A 16753-nucleotide genomic window follows, 5' to 3' on the forward strand; every position below is an offset into this window, starting at 1 on the left:
GCGACAAAACGAGACAGGGGGAGTCATCCGCCATGACAGTTCGCTACGCTGATTTCCGCGACATCGCCATCGCCGACTTCGACGCCGTGGTGGTGGGCTCGGGCTTCGCCGGCGCCGTCTGCGCCCGCGAGCTGGCCGAGCAGGACGCCATGAACGTGCTTGTCATCGAGAAGCGCGGGCATATCGGCGGCAATATGTACGACGAGTACGACCGTGCGGGCATTCTCGTGCACCGCTACGGGCCCCACATCTTTCACACCAACGACCGGGCGGTGTTCGACTATGTGAGCCGGTTCTCGCCGTGGACGTCCTACCAGCACCGCGTGCTGGCCGACTGGTACGGCACCTATCTGCCCGTGCCCGTGAACAAGACCTCGCTGGAGATCGCCTTTGGCGACGAGAAGGCCGCGCGCCTCATCGAGAAGCTCATCGCCACCTTCGGCGACGAGCGCAAGGTGACCATCAACGAGCTGCGTGCCCAGGCCGATCCGGAACTGGCCGAGGTGGCCGATTTCGTGTACGAGAACGTGTTTCTGTACTACACCCAGAAGCAGTGGGGGCTCACCCCCGAAGAGGTGGACCCGTCGGTGACGGCGCGCGTGCCCGTGTTCATCTCGCGGGACGACCGCTACTTCCAAGACGAGTTCCAGGGAATGCCCGCCGAGGGCTACACGCGCCTGTTCGAGAACCTGTTGGGCCACGACAACATCACCGTGTGCCTGGATACCGAGGCGGAGAGCGTGTTCGAGCTGGTGTTCGCCAGCGGCGACGAGGACGCGCCGCTTTCTGCCATCCGTATCAAAGACGAGGACTTCACCGGCCCCATCGTGTACACGGGCCCGCTGGACGAGCTGTTCCTGGCCCGCTTCGGGCGGCTGCCCTACCGCTCCCTCGATTTCGTGTACGAGACCTTCGACGAGGACCACCACCTGCCCTGCGGCACTGTGAACTACACGGTGAGCGAGGACTACACGCGCATCACCGAGTTCAAGTGGCTGACCGGCCAGACCGGCTCGCGCACCACCATTATGAAGGAGTATCCGCGGCCCTACGACGACCCGTCCTCCCAGATTCCCTACTACGCCATCATCGACGACGACAACGATGCCCGCTACGAGCGCTATCGGCGCCTGACCGACGCCCTGCCGAACTTCCACCCGCTGGGACGTTTGGCCCAGTACCGCTACTTCAACATGGACAAGGTGGTGGCCGACGCCCTCGCGGCCAGTCGCCGCATCCTGGCGTCGGGCGAGGCAGCCAGCACCGGCTCCCCGTCCTAGGAGGTTTCCGTGAAGACCATTACCTTCGCCGTACCCTGCTACAATTCCGCCGCCTACATGGACCACTGCGTGGAAACGCTTCTGGCCTGCGGCGACGACATCGAGATACTGCTGGTGGACGACGGCTCCACCAAGGACGACACCGCCGCCATCGCCGATCGGTGGGAACGCGAGCATCCGGGCACCGTGCGGGCCATCCACCAGCCCAACAAGGGCCATGGCGGAGCGGTGAACACGGGGCTGGCGAACGCGACCGGCTTCTACTTCAAGGTGGTCGACTCCGACGACTGGCTGGACGACGCGGCCATGTTCCCCCTCATGGAGTACATGCGCTCCCAGGTGGAGGCGCCGGTGCCCTGCGACATGGTGGTGGCCAACTACGTGTACGAGAAAGTGGACGAGGGCGTGCAGAAGGTGATGGGCTACGCCAACGTGCTGCCCGAGGGCTACGAGTTCGGCTGGGACGAGGTGGGCACCTTCCTACCGAGCCAGTACCTGTTGATGCACTCGGTGTACTACCGCACCGACATGCTGCGCAAGATGCACCTGACGCTGCCCGAGCACACTTTCTACGTGGACAACATCTTCGTGTACGAGCCTTTGGTGTACGTGCGCACCATGCGCTACTTCAACGTGGATGCCTATCGCTACTTCATCGGCCGCGAGGACCAGTCGGTGAACGAGAAGGTGATGATGGGCCGCATGGACCAGCAGCTGCGCGTCACCCGCCAGATGATCGACAACGTAGACCCGCAGGCGGTGCGCAACCGCCATCTGCGCCACTATCTGCGCAACTATCTGTCCATGATGATGTGCATCTGCTCGGTGTTTCTGCGCATGCGCGGCGGGGAAGAGGACGAGGAGGATCTGAAGGGCATTTGGAGCTATCTGAAGGAGCGCAATCCCTCGCTGTACCGGCGGGTGCGCACCAACGCCCTGAACCTGGCCACGAACCTGCCCACCGAGGCGGGGGAGAAGATCGGCCTGGCGGGCTATCAGATCGCCCAGAAGATCTTCAAGTTCAACTAGCGGAAACTCGATGCGGCCCCGCACGCGGCGCATCGGGCATTCGAGAGGCGTGAGGTGAGAGCGTTGAACCTGGTACTGGCCATCGATATTCGGAACACCCACACCCGCCTCGGCCTGGCTGCCGACGGCGTGCTCGCGGCCCAGTGGTCGGTGGGAACGGATGCAGGCTGCACGGCCGACGAGGCGGTGGCCTGCGTGGCGACGTTCTTCGACGCCGTGGACTGCGGCCTGACGCCGCTGGCACCCGAGGCGGCGCTCGCGGCGATCGATCTGCCCTCCTGCGCGCCCCTGGCCGACGGAGCCATCATCGCCTCGGTGTTCCCCTCGCTGACCGAGGTATGGGTGGAGGCGGCTCGGCGCGTGACCGGCACGCGCCCCCTTACCGTGGGACCCGGCTTAAAGAGCGGCCTCAAGATGGCGTTTTCCGACCCGGCCTCGGTGGGGGCCGACCGGGTGGCCGAGATGGTGGCCGCGAAGACGGCCTACGGGGCCCCCGTGCTCGTGGTGGATCTGGGCACTTCCACCACTTTCGAGCTGCTCGATCGCGAGGGCTCGTTCAAGGGAGGCATCATCGCGCCCGGTATGCGCCTGGGAGCGGCGGCCCTGGCCCGCGGGGCGGCCCAGCTGCCCTCGGTAGAGCTGCGGGCCCCGCGCTCGCTTCTGGGACGCACCACCGAGGCCGCCATGCAGTCGGGCATCGTGATGGGGGAAGTGGCCCGCATCGACGGGCTCATCGACATGATTTGGGACGATGCCGGCTACACCACGCCGGTGGTGCTGACGGGCCGCGGCGCCGAGGGCATCGCCGCACTGATGGCGCATGACGCGGTGGTGGATCAGACCCTGGGCCTGCGGGGCCTGGTGGAGCTGCATGCCCTGAACCGCCGCTAGGGCAATGCGGGCTGCGGGCGGCCTGAAGGCCGCCCCTACGAGGTCGTTTCGATCGAGCGCGATTTCCGTCCCCGATCCCGTAGGGGCGGGCTTCAGCCCGCCCGAGACCTTCCAGGCATGGGCATCCCTCTCTGTTCTTGCCCCTCGTAGGGGCGGGCTTCAGCCCGCCCGCTCGGGCGGATGCGCCTCGCGGTACGATCCACCGTTCCGCTATTTATAATCTTCCACGTTCTTGGAAGAGCTGCCGGTGGTGTTGCCGGCGTTTCTCAACTCGAATCCGAACCGTACGGTATCGTCGCCGAAGCGGTCGCGCAGGGCGTCGGTGGCCGCCAGCAGCTGGCGACGCTTGCCGTCGTCCTCGATGAGGGGTGCCCCCTCGCCGCGCGCGGGACAAGGCTCTTCGAAGGCCGCGGCATCGAACAGGCTCTCCTGCACCGGCTCCTCCCGATGCTCGAAGTGGGTGACGGCCACGCCGAGCAGGCGTACCTTCGCGCCGGGCACCCAGATGTCGTCGATCATCGCGTGCAGCAGCGGAGCGAAGGCGATGTCGTCATTGGTGGGGGCGGGCAGGCGCCGCTGCACCGAGTGGGTGGTGCGGTCGGCGAAGCGCACCTTCACGGCCACGGTGCGACCGGTCAGCCCCTTGCGCCGCAAGCGGCGCCCCACTTTGGCGGCGATGGTGGACAGCGCCGCCTCGATATCGCCCCGATCCGTGAGGTCTTCGGCGAAGGTGACCTCGTTGGACACCGACTTCACTTCGTTGTCTTCCCGTACGGGCGACCGGTCGCGACCCAGTGCGCGATCGCGCATCATCTCGCCGTTCTTCCCGAACACCCGGCGCAGAAGCGACGGCTCGGCCGCCCCCAGGTCGGCCAGGGTGCGCACCCCGTGACCTGTCAGCGCCCGCTCAGCCGCCGCGCCCACGCCGCTTAAGGTGCGCACGGGCAACGGCCCCAGGAAGGATGCCTCGGTGCCGGGGTACACCACGGTGAGTCCTCGCGGCTTGTCCATGTCCGAGGCGATCTTCGCCACCGACTTCGACGCGCCCACGCCAATGGAGCAGGTGACGCCGAGCTCGGCCACGCGTCGCTGGATGCGCTGGGCCACCACGGCGGGATGCTCGGTGTTCACGGCAGTGGGGGACACGTCCATGAAGGCCTCGTCGATGGAAACCTGCTGCACATGAGGCGTCTCGTCGCGCAGGATGGCCATGATGGCTGCCGACATCTCGCGATAGCGATGGAAATGACCATGAGTCCAGATGGCATCGGGGCACAGCTGGCGCGCCAGGGATGCGGCCATGGCGCTGCGCACCCCGAAGGCGCGGGCCTCGTAGGAGCAGGTGGACACCACCCCGTGGGCTTGCGGATCGCCGCCCACGATAACGGGCTTGCCGCGCCAGCCGGGATGGTCCAGCTGCTCCACCGAGGCGAAGAAGGCGTCCAGGTCGACGAGCAGAATGGCCGGCCCCTCCCAGGGCAGAAGCGGTATGTCGTTCTCTTCGTTCATGGCCGCATTGTATCGCAAGGAGCCTTCTTATGAAACATCTGTTCTGAATAATGGGATAAAAAGGGCGGCCCCCAAGGCCGCCCGCAGAATCGGGAAGGACCCCCTAGCGTTCGCTCGCCAGAAAGAACAGGGCCATGGTACCCGGGCCCGAGTGCGCGCCGATGACCGGGTCCACCCAGTTGATGAGGATGTCGGTCACACCGAAGCGCTCGCGCACGAGATCGGCCACATACTCGGCATCCTCCAGGCAATCGCCGTGGGTGATGAACACCGTCTGCTCGGCTACGGGCGCGTTAGCCGTCTGCTCCATATGGTCCACGAGGGCCTTGAGCGACTTCTTGCGCCCGCGCACCTTCTCCAGCGGAATGAGGTGCCCCTCGTCGTCCACGTGCATGACCGGCTTGATGTTCAGCAGCGTGCCGGCCCAGGCGCTCGTGCGCGACACGCGCCCGCCGCGGAACAGGAACATGAGGTCGTCCACGGTGAACCAGTGGGCCAGGTGCAGCTTGTGCTCCTCCACCCAGTTGCGCACCTCCTGGATGCTCTTGCCCTCATCGCGCATCCTCGCCGCATAGTACACGAGCAAACCCTCGCCGAGGGAGGCGGCCAGCGTGTCCACGGCGCATACCGTGCGGTCGGGGTACAGGCCGCCAAGCTCGGTCAGCAGAAGCTCGATGGCCTGGTAGGTGCCGGAAAGGCCGCTGGAAAATCCCAGGTACAGCACATCGCGGCCCTCTTTCAGCAACGCCTCGATGGTCTCGCGCGACTCCTTCAGGTTCGGCAGCGAGGTGGTGATCACCTTGCCGTCGCGCATCATGGTGTAGAACTGCGACAGATCGGTCTTCTCGCCTTTCAGATAGCTGCGGTACTCCTCGCCGTCCACCATGAAGGTGAGGGGCAGCACAGCCAGGTCGTACTGGTCGATGATGTCCTCGGGCAGGTTGCTGGAGGAATCGGTGACGATGGCAAAGCTCATGGGCGCTCCTATTCGGTGTAGCGGCCGCGTTCCGCGCAGGGTGGGCCGCCGTTTTATCGCTGGCGCTATTCTAGCGCAGCCGCGGCGTGCGCAGGAGCTGGGAGGAGAACTGTAACCCAGGCCGTTTTCCGCCGCGTGGCCTTGCTTCGGCCCCGCGGCTGCCGCCCCGTCGCGCGGGCCTTCCGTCCGCGGTTTTTACACGCAGCCGCCGCGAGCCCCGTTCACGGCCGCGGCGGCTTGACGTATACTGAACCAACTGCACCCAAGGGCCGCGCTGTGCACGGCCTGACCATAGACCGAACGCGAGGACGAGAAGGAGAAGGACCCACCGTGGCAAACAACTACAAGGACACGATGAACCTGCCCAGCACCGATTTCCCCATGCGCGGCAACCTGCCGCAGCAGGAGCCCCGTCGCCTGGAGAAGTGGCAGCGCGAGGACATCTACCGCCGCGTGCTCGAGAAGAACGTCGACGGCAAGCCCTTCGTCCTGCACGACGGACCGCCCTACGCCAACGGTCCCATCCACATCGGTCACTCCTTCAACAAGATCCTGAAGGACTTCGTGGTGAAAAGCCACGCCCAGCGCGGCTACTTCAGCCCCTACATCCCCGGCTGGGACTGCCACGGCCAGCCCATCGAGCACATGGTGGAGGTCACCTTGGGACCCGAGAAGATGGCGGCCATCTCCCAGCCCGAGCTGCGCCAGCTGTGCCGCGAGTGGGCCGAGAAGTACGTCGACATCCAGCGCGAGGGCTTCAAGCGCCTCGGCGTGAACGCCGATTGGGAGCATCCCTACCTCACCTTCATCCCGAACTACGAGGCCGGCAACGTGGAGATCTTCAAGGACCTGTACCTGAAGGGGTCGGTCTACCGCGGCCGCAAGCCCATCCACTGGTGCACGAACTGCCACACCGCCCTGGCCGAAGCCGAGATCGAGTACGGCGATGAGGTGTCGCCCTCCATCTACGTGAAGTTCAAGCTGGACGCCATGCCCGGCATCTTCGAGGCCGCCGGGGCCGCCGGCGACGCCTTCATCCTCATCTGGACCACCACGCCCTGGACGCTGCCGGCCAACACCGCCGTGTCGCTCGCGCCCGAGGCCGACTACGTGATGGTGCAGGTGGGCGGCGACAACCTCGTCATGGCGAAGGAGCTGGTGGAGACCGTGGCCGAGGTGGCCGGCTGGGAGGACTACGCGCTCGTGGCCGATAGCGCCGGCGAGCCCGTGGCCATCAAGGGCAAGCAGCTGTTCGGCCTCACCTACACCGCGCCCGTGCGCCACGACATCAAGGGCACGGTCATCTACGGCGACCACGTCACCCTGGACACCGGCACCGGTGCCGTGCACACGGCTCCCGGCCACGGCCAGGACGACTACCTGGTGGCCCTGGAGTTCGACATCCCGCTGCTTATGCCCGTGGACGACAACGGCGTGTTCACCGACGAGGCCGGCCGCTTCGCGGGGCTGTCCACCGACGAGGCGAATCCCGTCATCATCGAATGGCTGCGCGAGCAGGGCACGCTCGTGGCCGAGAAGAAGATCAACCACTCCTACCCGCACTGCTGGCGCTGCCACCAGCCGGTCATCTTCCGCGCCACCGATCAGTGGTTCGTGTCCATGGACAAGAACTCCCTGCGCGAGCGCGCGCTTGCGGCCATCAACTCCGAGGTGAACTTCGTGCCGGCCTGGGCGAAGAACCGCATCGGCGCCATGGTGGCCGACCGTCCCGACTGGTGCATCTCGCGCCAGCGCAGCTGGGGCGTGCCCATTCCCGTGTTCAAATGCGCGAAATGCGGCTCCACCGTGGCCACCGAGGAAACCTTCGACGCGGTCATCGAGCTGTTCAACACCAAGGGCGCCGACGCCTGGTTCACCATGGAACCCTCCGAGTACCTGCCCCGCGGCACTAAGTGCGAGGTGTGCGGCTGCACCGAGCTTCTGCCCGAGAAGGACATCCTGGACGTGTGGTGGGAGTCCGGCGTGTCGCACACGAGCGTGTGCCGCCATCGCTCCGCCGAGGGCATGCGCTTCCCGGCCGACCTGTACCTGGAGGGCTCCGACCAGCACCGCGGCTGGTTCCAGTCGTCGCTGCTCACCTCCATCGGCGCCTACGGCGTGCCGCCGTACCGATCGGTCATGCACTGCGGCTTCACCGTGGACGAGGAGGGCCGCAAGATGTCGAAGTCGCTCGGCAACGGCATCGATCCGGTGGAGATGTGCGAGAAGTTCGGCGCCGACGTGCTGCGCCTGTGGGTGTCCTCCTGCGACTACTCCCAGGACGTGTCCATCTCCGACGGCATCCTGAAGCAGGTGTCCGACGCCTACCGCCGCTTCCGCAACAGCTTCCGCTTCCTTCTGGGCAACCTGGACGACTTCGGCGCCGACGACTACGTGGCGTGGGAGGAGCTGGAGCCCATCGACCAGTGGCAGATGGTGCGCACCCTGCAGCTTCTGGCCGACGTGGAGGCCTCCTACGAGGCGTTGAAGTTCAACGCCGTGTACCGCGCGCTCTACGACTACGTGAACGACCTGTCGGCCGTGTACATGGATGTGACGAAGGACCGCCTGTACGCCGAGGCGCCTAACTCGGTGCGCCGCCGCGCCGTGCAGACGGTGCTCATGAACATCCTGGAGGTGCTCGTGCGCGTCATGAGCCCCATCCTGTCGTTCACTACCGACGAGGTATGGGACTGCTACCCGCCCGCGCTGCGCGAGGAGCCAGGCCGTCCCGTATCGGTGCAGCTGGCCGGCTGGCCCGTGCCCGCCGACTTCACGCCCGCGGTGCCCGCTGACGCCGCAGCTTCGACGGCCGCCTTCGAGGAGATGATGGCGGTGCGCGAGGTGGTCACCAAGGCCCTCGAGGACGCCCGTACGGCGAAGATCATCGGCAAGAGCCAGGAGGCCGCCGTGACGGTTACCGCACCGGCCGCCGTGGTGGCTACGGCGCGCGCCTTCGACGCCGCCGTGTTCGAGGAGCTGTTCATCGTGGCCTCGGTGGCCTTCGAGGAGGGCGCCGGCGACGAGATTGTGGCGACGGTGGCGGTGGCCGAGGGCGAGAAGTGCCCGCGCTGCTGGAACATCCGCACACTCGGCGGGAATCCGGACCATCCGGATGTGTGCGAGCGCTGCGCCGCCGCGCTGGACGCCATCGGCTTTGCGGGCGAGTAGCTCATGACCTTGGAAGACAAGCGCGCGGAAGGGGAGGAGGCGCGGTCTGCGACGGCGTGCCCCTCCCTGCGTGGGCGCAACCTCGCCATTTTCGCGCCCTTGGCCGTGGCATGGTTCGCGCTGGATATGGCCACGAAGGCCTATTTCAACACGTTTCCCGTGGGCGCGGTGGCCGGCGGCCCCTTCCTGGGGCTGCTCCAATTCCGCCTGGCCCACAACACGGGAGCGGCCTGGGGCATGTTCGGCGATTCCACCTTCGCCTTGGGTATCATGTCGCTGCTCGTGTGCGCCGCACTGCTGGCATACCTGCTTATCACGGCGCGCCGCGCCTCGGTGCTCGAGGTGGTAGGCGTGGCCCTCGTATTCGCCGGCGGCCTGGGCAACGCAGTGGATCGCTTCACCTTGGGCTACGTAGTGGACTTCATCGACACCACGTTCATCAGCTTTCCCACGTTCAATGTGGCTGATATTGGTGTGACCTGCGGATTCGTGCTGTTTTTCGCGGGCATGCTGTGGTCGACGCGTCGCGCGGAATCGAAGGATCTGTAGATGCCACGTTCCCTCTGCCATATCGTTTCCGCCGACGACGCCGGATGCCGCCTGGATGCCCTGTGCGCCGCGCGCGGTCTGTACGCCTCGCGCTCGGCAGCGGCCCGGGCCATCGAGGAGGGCCGCGTGTTCGTGAATGGCGCCACGGTGTCCAAAAAGCATGCGGTGGCCGCCGGCGACACCGTCGTCTACGAGGTGGACGACGAGCCCGAGTCCGTCGTCGTGTACGGCGAGCCCATCGACTTGGACATCCGCTACGAGGACGAGGACATGCTCGTCATCTCCAAGCAGGTGGGCCTGGTGTGCCATCCTTCCGTCGACCATGCCCACGGCACGCTGGTGAACGCGCTCATCTGGCACTGCGGCGAGGAGAATCTCTGCAATGTGCAAGGCGAGGAAGCCGACCGCCTCGGCATTGTGCACCGGCTCGACCGCGACACCTCGGGCCTCATGCTGGCCGCCAAGACCGACGAGGCAGGCCGCGAGCTGATGGCCCAAATTCAGGAGCGGGCGGTGGATCGCCACTACCTGGCCCTTGTGCACGGCATCGTGGCCCACGACACCGGCATGATCGACGCCCCCATCGCGCGCTCGGCCGACGAGCGCTGCCGCATGGCCGTGCGCGACGTGCCTTCGGCCCGCGAGGCCATCACCACCTTCCGTGTGCTGGAGCGTTTCGAGGCGGGCCCGAAGGACGACGGCTACAGCCTCATCGAGTGCAAGCTGTTCACCGGGCGCACCCATCAGATTCGCGTGCACATGCAGTACACGCGCCACCCCATCGTGGGCGATCCGGTGTACAACGCCCACGGGCCGCGCGACGCGCGCGCCCAGCTGGGACTTGATCGACAGTTCCTGCATTCCTACAGCATTGCCTTCGAGCATCCCGTCACAGGCGAGCCCATGGCCTTCGCCGACCAGCTGCCGCGCGACTTGGCCGAGGCGCTGGCGGCCCTGCGCGAGCGCTCGGTCGGGGTGACGGATGCCGGCCGCGAGGTGTTCGCCCTCATGGAGGCATCTCCCGTACCTTCGGTGGAGGGAACAGTGCCCCATGAGTAAGAAGGTTGCGCCCGTACCGGGCAAGGTGGGCGTCATCATCGCGAACACGGGCACGCCCGCGGCCCCCACGGCCAAGGCCGTGAAGAAGTACCTGTCCCAGTTCCTCATGGATCCGCGCATCTGCCCCATGCCGCGTCCGGTGTGGTGGCTGCTGCTGCACACGGTCATCCTGCGCAAGCGCGCGCGGGCGTCGGCCGAGAAGTACCGCGCCATCTGGACGACCGGCGGCTCGCCCATGGCCGTGGCCTACGCGGCCTTAGAGCGCGGGCTTGCCGACTACTACCGCAATTGCGGGCTTCCCGTCGAGGTGCGCTCCGCCATGAGCTACGGCAAGCCGTCGCTGAAGCGGGCGGTGCGCGAGCTGAAGGAGGCCGGTTGCGAGCGGCTCGTGGTGCTGCCCATGTACCCGCAGTCGGCGTTGTCCACCACAGCATCCGTAGCCGACGGCACGGCCCGGGCCGTGCGCCGCGCCCGCTGGAAGGGCGCGGTCGACTTCATCGACGAGTACGGCGAGGACCCGGTGTACGTGCGCGCCATCGCCGCATCGGTGCGCAATGCGGGCTTCTCCGAGGAACGGGGCGACCGCCTGCTGTTCTCGTACCATTCCATCCCGCTGAAGGACATCGAGGCGGGGGACACTTACGAGCTGCAGACCGGCGCCACCAGCCTGGCCGTGGCCGGCGAGCTGGGACTCGACCGCCGCAGCTGGACCATCAGCTATCAGAGCCGCTTCGACAAGGGCCGTACATGGCTATCGCCCTTCACGCGTCCCACGCTCGTGCGCCTGGCCCAAGCCGCCGAGCCGGGCAGCCGCCTGTTCGTGGTGTGCCCGAATTTCGCGGTGGACTGCCTGGAAACGCTCTACGACGTGCCGTACGAGCTGGAACCCATCTACCGGGCGGCCCTGGCCGGCGAGTTGGTGGACGCCGAAGAGGAACCCGGCGCCCTGGAGAACACCGGCAAGCGCGCCGCCCATTGCGACGCGCACTTGAAGGCGCATCGCGACATCGCGAAAACCGTGCGCATGAAGCGTGTCGCCGAGGATTTCCGCCGCGGCGCCCATCGCCAGCCAAGCGCCGACGAGCCCTTCGTGTACGTGCCCTGCCTGAACAAGTCGCGCGCCCACCTGAAGGTGCTCGCCCACGTGCTCGCCCCCTACGTGGGCGAGGAGCCCGTCTAGCGACGGGAATGACATCGGAGCTTTTGTTAGCGCCTCGACGAGCGGAATGGACAATCTTTGGAAACAGAAGAGGGGTGACTGCTCATCAGGCAGTCACCCCGGTTGACGACGAGGAATATACGAGCCCTAGATCTGCTTGCCCTGAGCCACGCTGTGTCCGACGAGACGTCCGAACGTCATGGCGCGCCCGTGGCTGAGACCGGGGCACAGGAGCGGGTAGTCGCTGGCGAAGAAATCACCTTGCACGTTTCCGATGGCGTAGAGGCCGGGGATGGCAGTTCCATCCTCGCGAAGAACCTGGCACTCGTCGTTGACCGATAAGCCGAAGATGCACACGAAGGCGCCGAAAGGAACGACGCCGGCATAGAAGGGCGCCTTTTCCACGCTTGTATGCTCGAGCCAGCGTGGATCCTTGGAGAAGTCCTCGTCGACCCCTTTGCTGCACAATTCGTTGTATCGCTCGACACTGGCCTTGAGGGTATCCGCAGGCACATCGAGCTGGGCGGCAAGATCTTCGAGGCTTTCCCCACGGAAGAGGAAGCCGCCCTCGATGGCCTTATCGAGCACCGAATCGATGTCCTCGCCCACGAGCGGGCCGAAATTGTCTTCATTTTCGGGGATCATGGCCAGCACCTTATCGCGGAAATCGCCGTCGAAGAGGTACCAGGACTTGTGAAGTGGCTGGGCGACCATGGCGTTGGTGGTGGCCACGTTGCTCGGGGTCTCGTTGTAGAAGCGCTTGCCATGCGCATTGAACTGCATCCAGCCGATGGTGGTGGGCTGCAGGGGAGAGTTGGGGCCAGCGGCGTGAACCATCATGGCAGCGGGACCTTCCTGGGTCTTGCCTCCGGCCCACAGCCCCATTTTCAGACCGTCGCCCATGTTTCCCTCGATAGGGTTGTACATGGTCGGCATCGTGCGCAGAAAGCGGGGACACCACGCTTCGAGCATTTCCTCGTTTCCTCCGATGTCGCCCGTGGCGAGGACAACGGCTTTGGCAGCGTTGTACTGCACGAAGCTTCCGTCCTCGGCGGTCACGACAACGCCGGTGACCGTACCGTCTGTCTCTTGCACCAGTTGCTCTGCATGAGTGTTATACACAAACTCGGCGCCCTGGGCTTCCGCTTTTTTGACGATGGGGCGAAGAATCTGGCCCGTTGGCCATACGTCGTCGGTGATGCTGCCCGTTCCGAAGGAATGGGAGGTGGGGTACTGCTTGTAATAGGCTTCAACCTCGGTACGGGTTTCCTCGCCCTTGGAGGCCGTCGTCTCCACTCCTGCCTCGTTTCCGATGGCGATGACCTCGTCCATCATCTCGCCGCTTCGGCGAGCCCAGATGTTAATGAGGTTGCCAGACACCCAGGAATGCCCGTACTGCACAAGCTCGTTGACGATCTTCGGCGCATCGATTTCGATACCCTCGGCCTTCTGATAGGAAGAGCCGATAGCTCCGATGTCCGATCCATGGGCCGTCCACTGATCGGACTGCTCGATGACGGCAACGGTCGCTCCGTCGCTCGCAGCTGCCTGGGCGGCGTTGATGCCCGCGATGCCTGCGCCGATGACAATGACGTCGAAGTCGCGTACCTCGGCGATGTCGGTTATGGGCTCGGGCGCGATTTCCCATGAGCGCTTGCCCGCATCAGCGCTCGTCGCGCCTGTTGCTGCCAACGAGGCAGTGCTCGCCTCGGGCGCTTTTGGCGCGCACCCCGTAGCGGTCGCCAAGAGAGCCGTCGCGCCGGCAATCGCCCCTCCGGCGATGAAGTCCCTTCGATTCAAAATCGTAGCCATGTCCTTCTCCAATCCTCTATAATGCCTTTTGGGCACGCTTGGAGCGAGGGAGGATTGCTCCAAGCGAGCTGGGGACATCATGCCTGGGTCCAGACGTCGCGCAAATCCCATTTTCGTATGGTTTTATGGAATTGGCTCGCGTCAGTCCTGCGCACAATAACCTAATAAAAAAGATATGAGACCATTGAGCAGGGAATTCATGGAGCCTAATAGCAAGTATGCGCAGACGGGCGCGCCGCCGTTCCTCGATGCGTCCCTTTTTCAGAAGGCGGTTCTCGGAACCGCCGCCGGCTTAGGCGTGCATTGGGCGTGGGCATACCTCGCCTTTTTCAGTTCGAAGATCTTCTTCCTTGCCGGCGAGGGGTCTCTGCCTCGTCTCGCCTGGATTGCCTCTATGGTCATGGCCGCACTGCTCTTCGGCGTATGCGCAGGGCTGAGGACGCGACTGGTCGGCATCGTCACGCAAGGGAGATTCTACGTTCTTGCAGGAGCGCTCCTATCGGGCGGTACTCTGCTCATGGCTGTGTGCCCCCTTGCGCTCGTCTCCCCGGACATCATCGTTCTCGTTGCCGCCCTGTTTTGCGGGCTTGGATCGACGTTCATGCAGCTGCAATGGGGCGTGCGCCTTGCACAGCTGGAAAACCGCCAGATAACGGCGACCGCTCTTCTGGCGTTCTTGTTCGCCATCGTTGTATATCTGGTTGTGGCCCTGGGCCTGGTGAGCACGCTCGCAGTTGTGGTTGTCGTGCTCGTCCCACTGGCTTCACCGCTTCTTCTATATAATGCAGGACCGTTTGAGATGGCTGGCGCACAAGCAAGTGTTGCTCGGCTGCGTCCAGGATTACTTGTCGGCATTTTCCTGTTCCAGTTTGTGAGCACGCTGATTCGAAGCCTGTTCGTGAACGCTCAGGATTCGTCCTTCGACTCGATACAGGCGCTTTGGCTCGCCGTGGCCGGGGGCGCGCTCGTTATCCTGCTTGTTGCGTTTGCGATCGCGAAGCGGCTTCCTTCGGCTGTTATGGCTTATTTCGGCGTGCTGCCCTTCATGACGGCTGGGCTCTCGGTCTTGGCCGTCAGCGGGTTTGAAGAGGGCGGCAAGCTCGCAAATTGCTTCGTTTTCGTCGGTCATGTGGTGTTCAGCGTGTTCATCTGGATATCGCTTGCCCGTCACAGTCGGGCTGATCTTCCGTCGCTTATCGGGGTCTTTGCCATCGGCCTTGCCATGACAGCGGCGGGCAGCGGTCTGGGTGGCATCTTCGGCTCTGTCGTGGGCGAGGGCCTTGCGGGGCAGCAGTCGGGCACGATTTGGACGGTAACTTCATGCGTCCTGCTCATGGTGCTCGTCGTGGTTGTTCCCTTCACCTTCCCGCTGGGCAAGGAAGGCGCATCGACGAGCAATCGGCGCAACGATACCGAGAAGAAGGGGCGAGGTGCCCACGATGACGTCGTGAGTCAGCTCGCCACGGAGCATTTCCTCACGGAGCGTGAGACGGATGTGCTCGGGCTTCTTGCGCAGGGCTACAGTTCCAAGAAGATCCAGCAGGCCCTCACCATTGCTCAGGGTACGGTAAATTCCCATGTCAGAAACATCTACCAGAAACTAGGCGTGCACAGCCGCGATGAACTAATCGAGCTTATCGAGGATTTCGACCCAGCTGCTGGGCGGTCTGGCGCACTGAGGTGATGACTTCCTCTTTCGAATGGAGGCCCATCTTCTTGTAGATGTGGCGCACATGGGTGTCGATAGTCGATTGCGAAATGTAGAGCTCGTTGCGGATATAGGGAAGCGAATACCCCTGGGCAAGGTAGGGGAGGATCTCGCTCTCGCGCTTCGTGAGGCCAAACGCAGCAGCCGTGTGGACGCAGGCCTCTTGGAAGAGATCGGCGTCGGGAAGCGGGCGATCCGCGCGATTTCCCCCACTTGCCGTATCGGGGATGGTGTTGTCGGCTGGCGTCGCTTGCGCATCGTCCGCGAGGCTGAAGGCGATGCGATCTTGGGAAGCTATTGAGGCCATGACGGCCATCGCCATGAACGTGAGGGCGATGAGCAGCACTCCTCGGTAGCCGCCTGCAACGAAGGGCATCAACTGGAGGGCCCACGGCACGAGAAGCGATCCTATCAGGAAGCCGAACTCGACGAAGAAGCGCCCAAGACCGAAGACGCGCACGGGCGATGCTCCCGTACGCTGTGAGAGCTCTGCGAAATAGACGAAGGTAATCAAGTTGAGCAGCGCCTGGGTCGCAAAGACGAGCAACGCCGCTACTATGACGACGATACTCCCCTCGAAGAGCAGCGTGCTGAAGGCCACTGCGATGAGGGGGAGCATCCAACGATAGAGCGTTCCCAGATTGAGGGAGCGGGAGAAACGGGAGAGATAGGCCATGAGCGCTACGGCAATGACCGATCCCGACAGCACCGATGCGCTGAACACAGGGCCGGGAAGGGGAATAGCCTGCTGGGTTGCCATGCCCCAGAATAACGACACCACCGTAGTGGTTCCCACGATGCCAAGCCCGAGGCGGGTGAAGGCACCCGGCTTGAAGGTAGCAGGCACCTTCGGGTCGCCTGCCGGGGCGGACGCATCCTCGCGCACCTCCTCGCGTTTTCGAATGGCGCGCAGGCACAGCAGGGAAAGCACGGGAAGCACTAAGATGACGCCGAGGGCGGCGAGGCGGGGTAGGATGAGGACGAGGCCATAGCAGGCGAAGGAGACAAGGAGCGAGAGAGCTGCCATACGCTCGATGGCTCCCATGTCGAGCTTCACGTACTGGGCGCCCCAAGCCACAGTGAACGCTGCGGTGCCAAAGGAGGAGACGAGGCCCGCCAGGATGCAGATGGGCTCTCGGCTCTCACCCTCTATTCCGCTGGCCGCCTCAAGAAGCAGGACCCCAAAGATCATGGCCGCGGCAGCGACGATATCGAGAAGCTGTTCTGTTCGCTCGTCAGGTGTTTCCCTTCCGAAAAAGAAGAAAGCGAGGAGACCAGCCGGCGCTCCCACCATGGAAGCGAGCCAGAAGGAGCCGAGGTTGACTTCGCCTTCGGCAGCGAAAAGGTTGGAGAAAACGGCGATGAGGCCCCAGGCCACGATGAGGCCCCACCCGGCATAGGGCGCAATTTCACGCCAGGAACCGCCCGAAGTGTCCTGTGGTATCTGTGAGAGGGAAGTGCGGTCTTTGCTCATGAAAACCTCCTCGCTTTATTGTACGCGATGGGCATCGGATATGCCCAGAGCCGTATCACGTGAATCACGTGATATCGCAAAAGAGTGCTTTATTCGGGGGATATGCACGATAGGCAGAAGCCGCTTGGCGACGTAA

12 protein-coding genes are annotated in these 16753 nt (G+C 64.5%); 8 read left to right on the top strand and 4 right to left on the bottom strand.

Features of this window, described 5'->3' with window-relative positions:
• Positions 1 to 32: 32 nt before the first annotated feature.
• From glf to VIN30_RS05355, 3 genes are read left to right on the top strand one after another with little or no spacing between them, the layout of a single operon-like run.
• Positions 33 to 1280 (top strand): UDP-galactopyranose mutase, encoded by a 1248-nt coding sequence (gene glf / locus VIN30_RS05345; RefSeq protein ID WP_338209898.1) that lies wholly within the window; start codon positions 33 to 35, stop codon positions 1278 to 1280.
• A 9-nt stretch (positions 1281 to 1289) separates the two neighbouring features.
• On the top strand, positions 1290 to 2309 hold the full coding sequence (locus VIN30_RS05350) for a glycosyltransferase family 2 protein (protein WP_338209900.1): 1020 nt from the start codon (positions 1290 to 1292) through the stop codon (positions 2307 to 2309).
• Positions 2310 to 2363: 54 nt separating this feature from the next.
• Complete coding sequence (locus VIN30_RS05355; RefSeq protein WP_338209901.1) at positions 2364 to 3200, top strand: type III pantothenate kinase; 837 nt, start codon at positions 2364 to 2366, stop codon at positions 3198 to 3200.
• A gap of 210 nt (positions 3201 to 3410) precedes the next feature.
• Here the strand turns inward: VIN30_RS05355 and dinB are convergent, their stop codons facing one another.
• Both dinB and VIN30_RS05365 read right to left on the bottom strand, forming a co-directional pair.
• Positions 3411 to 4709, bottom strand: coding sequence for a DNA polymerase IV (gene dinB, locus VIN30_RS05360; protein ID WP_338209903.1), 1299 nt, complete (start codon positions 4707 to 4709; stop codon positions 3411 to 3413).
• 103 nt (positions 4710 to 4812) lie between these two features.
• Positions 4813 to 5685: a DegV family protein gene (locus VIN30_RS05365; RefSeq protein ID WP_338209905.1), complete on the bottom strand. Its 873-nt coding sequence runs from the start codon at positions 5683 to 5685 to the stop codon at positions 4813 to 4815.
• Positions 5686 to 6015: 330 nt separating this feature from the next.
• Between VIN30_RS05365 and ileS the strand changes: the two genes are divergently transcribed.
• Genes ileS through hemH form a run of 4 tightly spaced genes read left to right on the top strand, consistent with a single transcriptional unit; the run spans position 6016 to position 11644 of the window.
• Positions 6016 to 8856, top strand: a complete 2841-nt coding sequence (gene ileS, locus VIN30_RS05370; RefSeq protein WP_338209906.1) for an isoleucine--tRNA ligase — start codon at positions 6016 to 6018, stop codon at positions 8854 to 8856.
• 3 nt (positions 8857 to 8859) lie between these two features.
• Positions 8860 to 9405: a signal peptidase II gene (lspA, locus tag VIN30_RS05375; RefSeq protein ID WP_326424682.1), complete on the top strand. Its 546-nt coding sequence runs from the start codon at positions 8860 to 8862 to the stop codon at positions 9403 to 9405.
• Positions 9406 to 10464 (top strand): RluA family pseudouridine synthase, encoded by a 1059-nt coding sequence (locus tag VIN30_RS05380; RefSeq protein WP_338209909.1) that lies wholly within the window; start codon positions 9406 to 9408, stop codon positions 10462 to 10464.
• Positions 10457 to 11644, top strand: coding sequence for a ferrochelatase (gene hemH / locus VIN30_RS05385; RefSeq protein WP_338209911.1), 1188 nt, complete (start codon positions 10457 to 10459; stop codon positions 11642 to 11644). Before VIN30_RS05380 ends, hemH begins: the two co-directional genes overlap by 8 nt.
• Positions 11645 to 11770: 126 nt before the next feature.
• On the opposite strand, the gene VIN30_RS05390 is transcribed toward hemH, so the two are convergent.
• Positions 11771 to 13435, bottom strand: a complete 1665-nt coding sequence (locus VIN30_RS05390) for an FAD-dependent oxidoreductase (protein ID WP_338209913.1) — start codon at positions 13433 to 13435, stop codon at positions 11771 to 11773.
• A 199-nt stretch (positions 13436 to 13634) separates the two neighbouring features.
• On the opposite strand from VIN30_RS05390, the gene VIN30_RS05395 reads away from it, so the two are divergent.
• On the top strand, positions 13635 to 15119 hold the full coding sequence (locus tag VIN30_RS05395; protein WP_338209914.1) for a response regulator transcription factor: 1485 nt from the start codon (positions 13635 to 13637) through the stop codon (positions 15117 to 15119).
• On the opposite strand, the gene VIN30_RS05400 is transcribed toward VIN30_RS05395, so the two are convergent.
• Complete coding sequence (locus VIN30_RS05400; RefSeq protein ID WP_338209916.1) at positions 15070 to 16617, bottom strand: LuxR C-terminal-related transcriptional regulator; 1548 nt, start codon at positions 16615 to 16617, stop codon at positions 15070 to 15072. The genes VIN30_RS05395 and VIN30_RS05400 overlap by 50 nt on opposite strands.
• Between the last annotated feature and the right edge of the window lie 136 nt (positions 16618 to 16753).

It is taken from the genome of Adlercreutzia wanghongyangiae (genome assembly GCF_035989245.1).
Classification (GTDB): Bacteria; Actinomycetota; Coriobacteriia; order Coriobacteriales; family Eggerthellaceae; genus Adlercreutzia; species Adlercreutzia wanghongyangiae.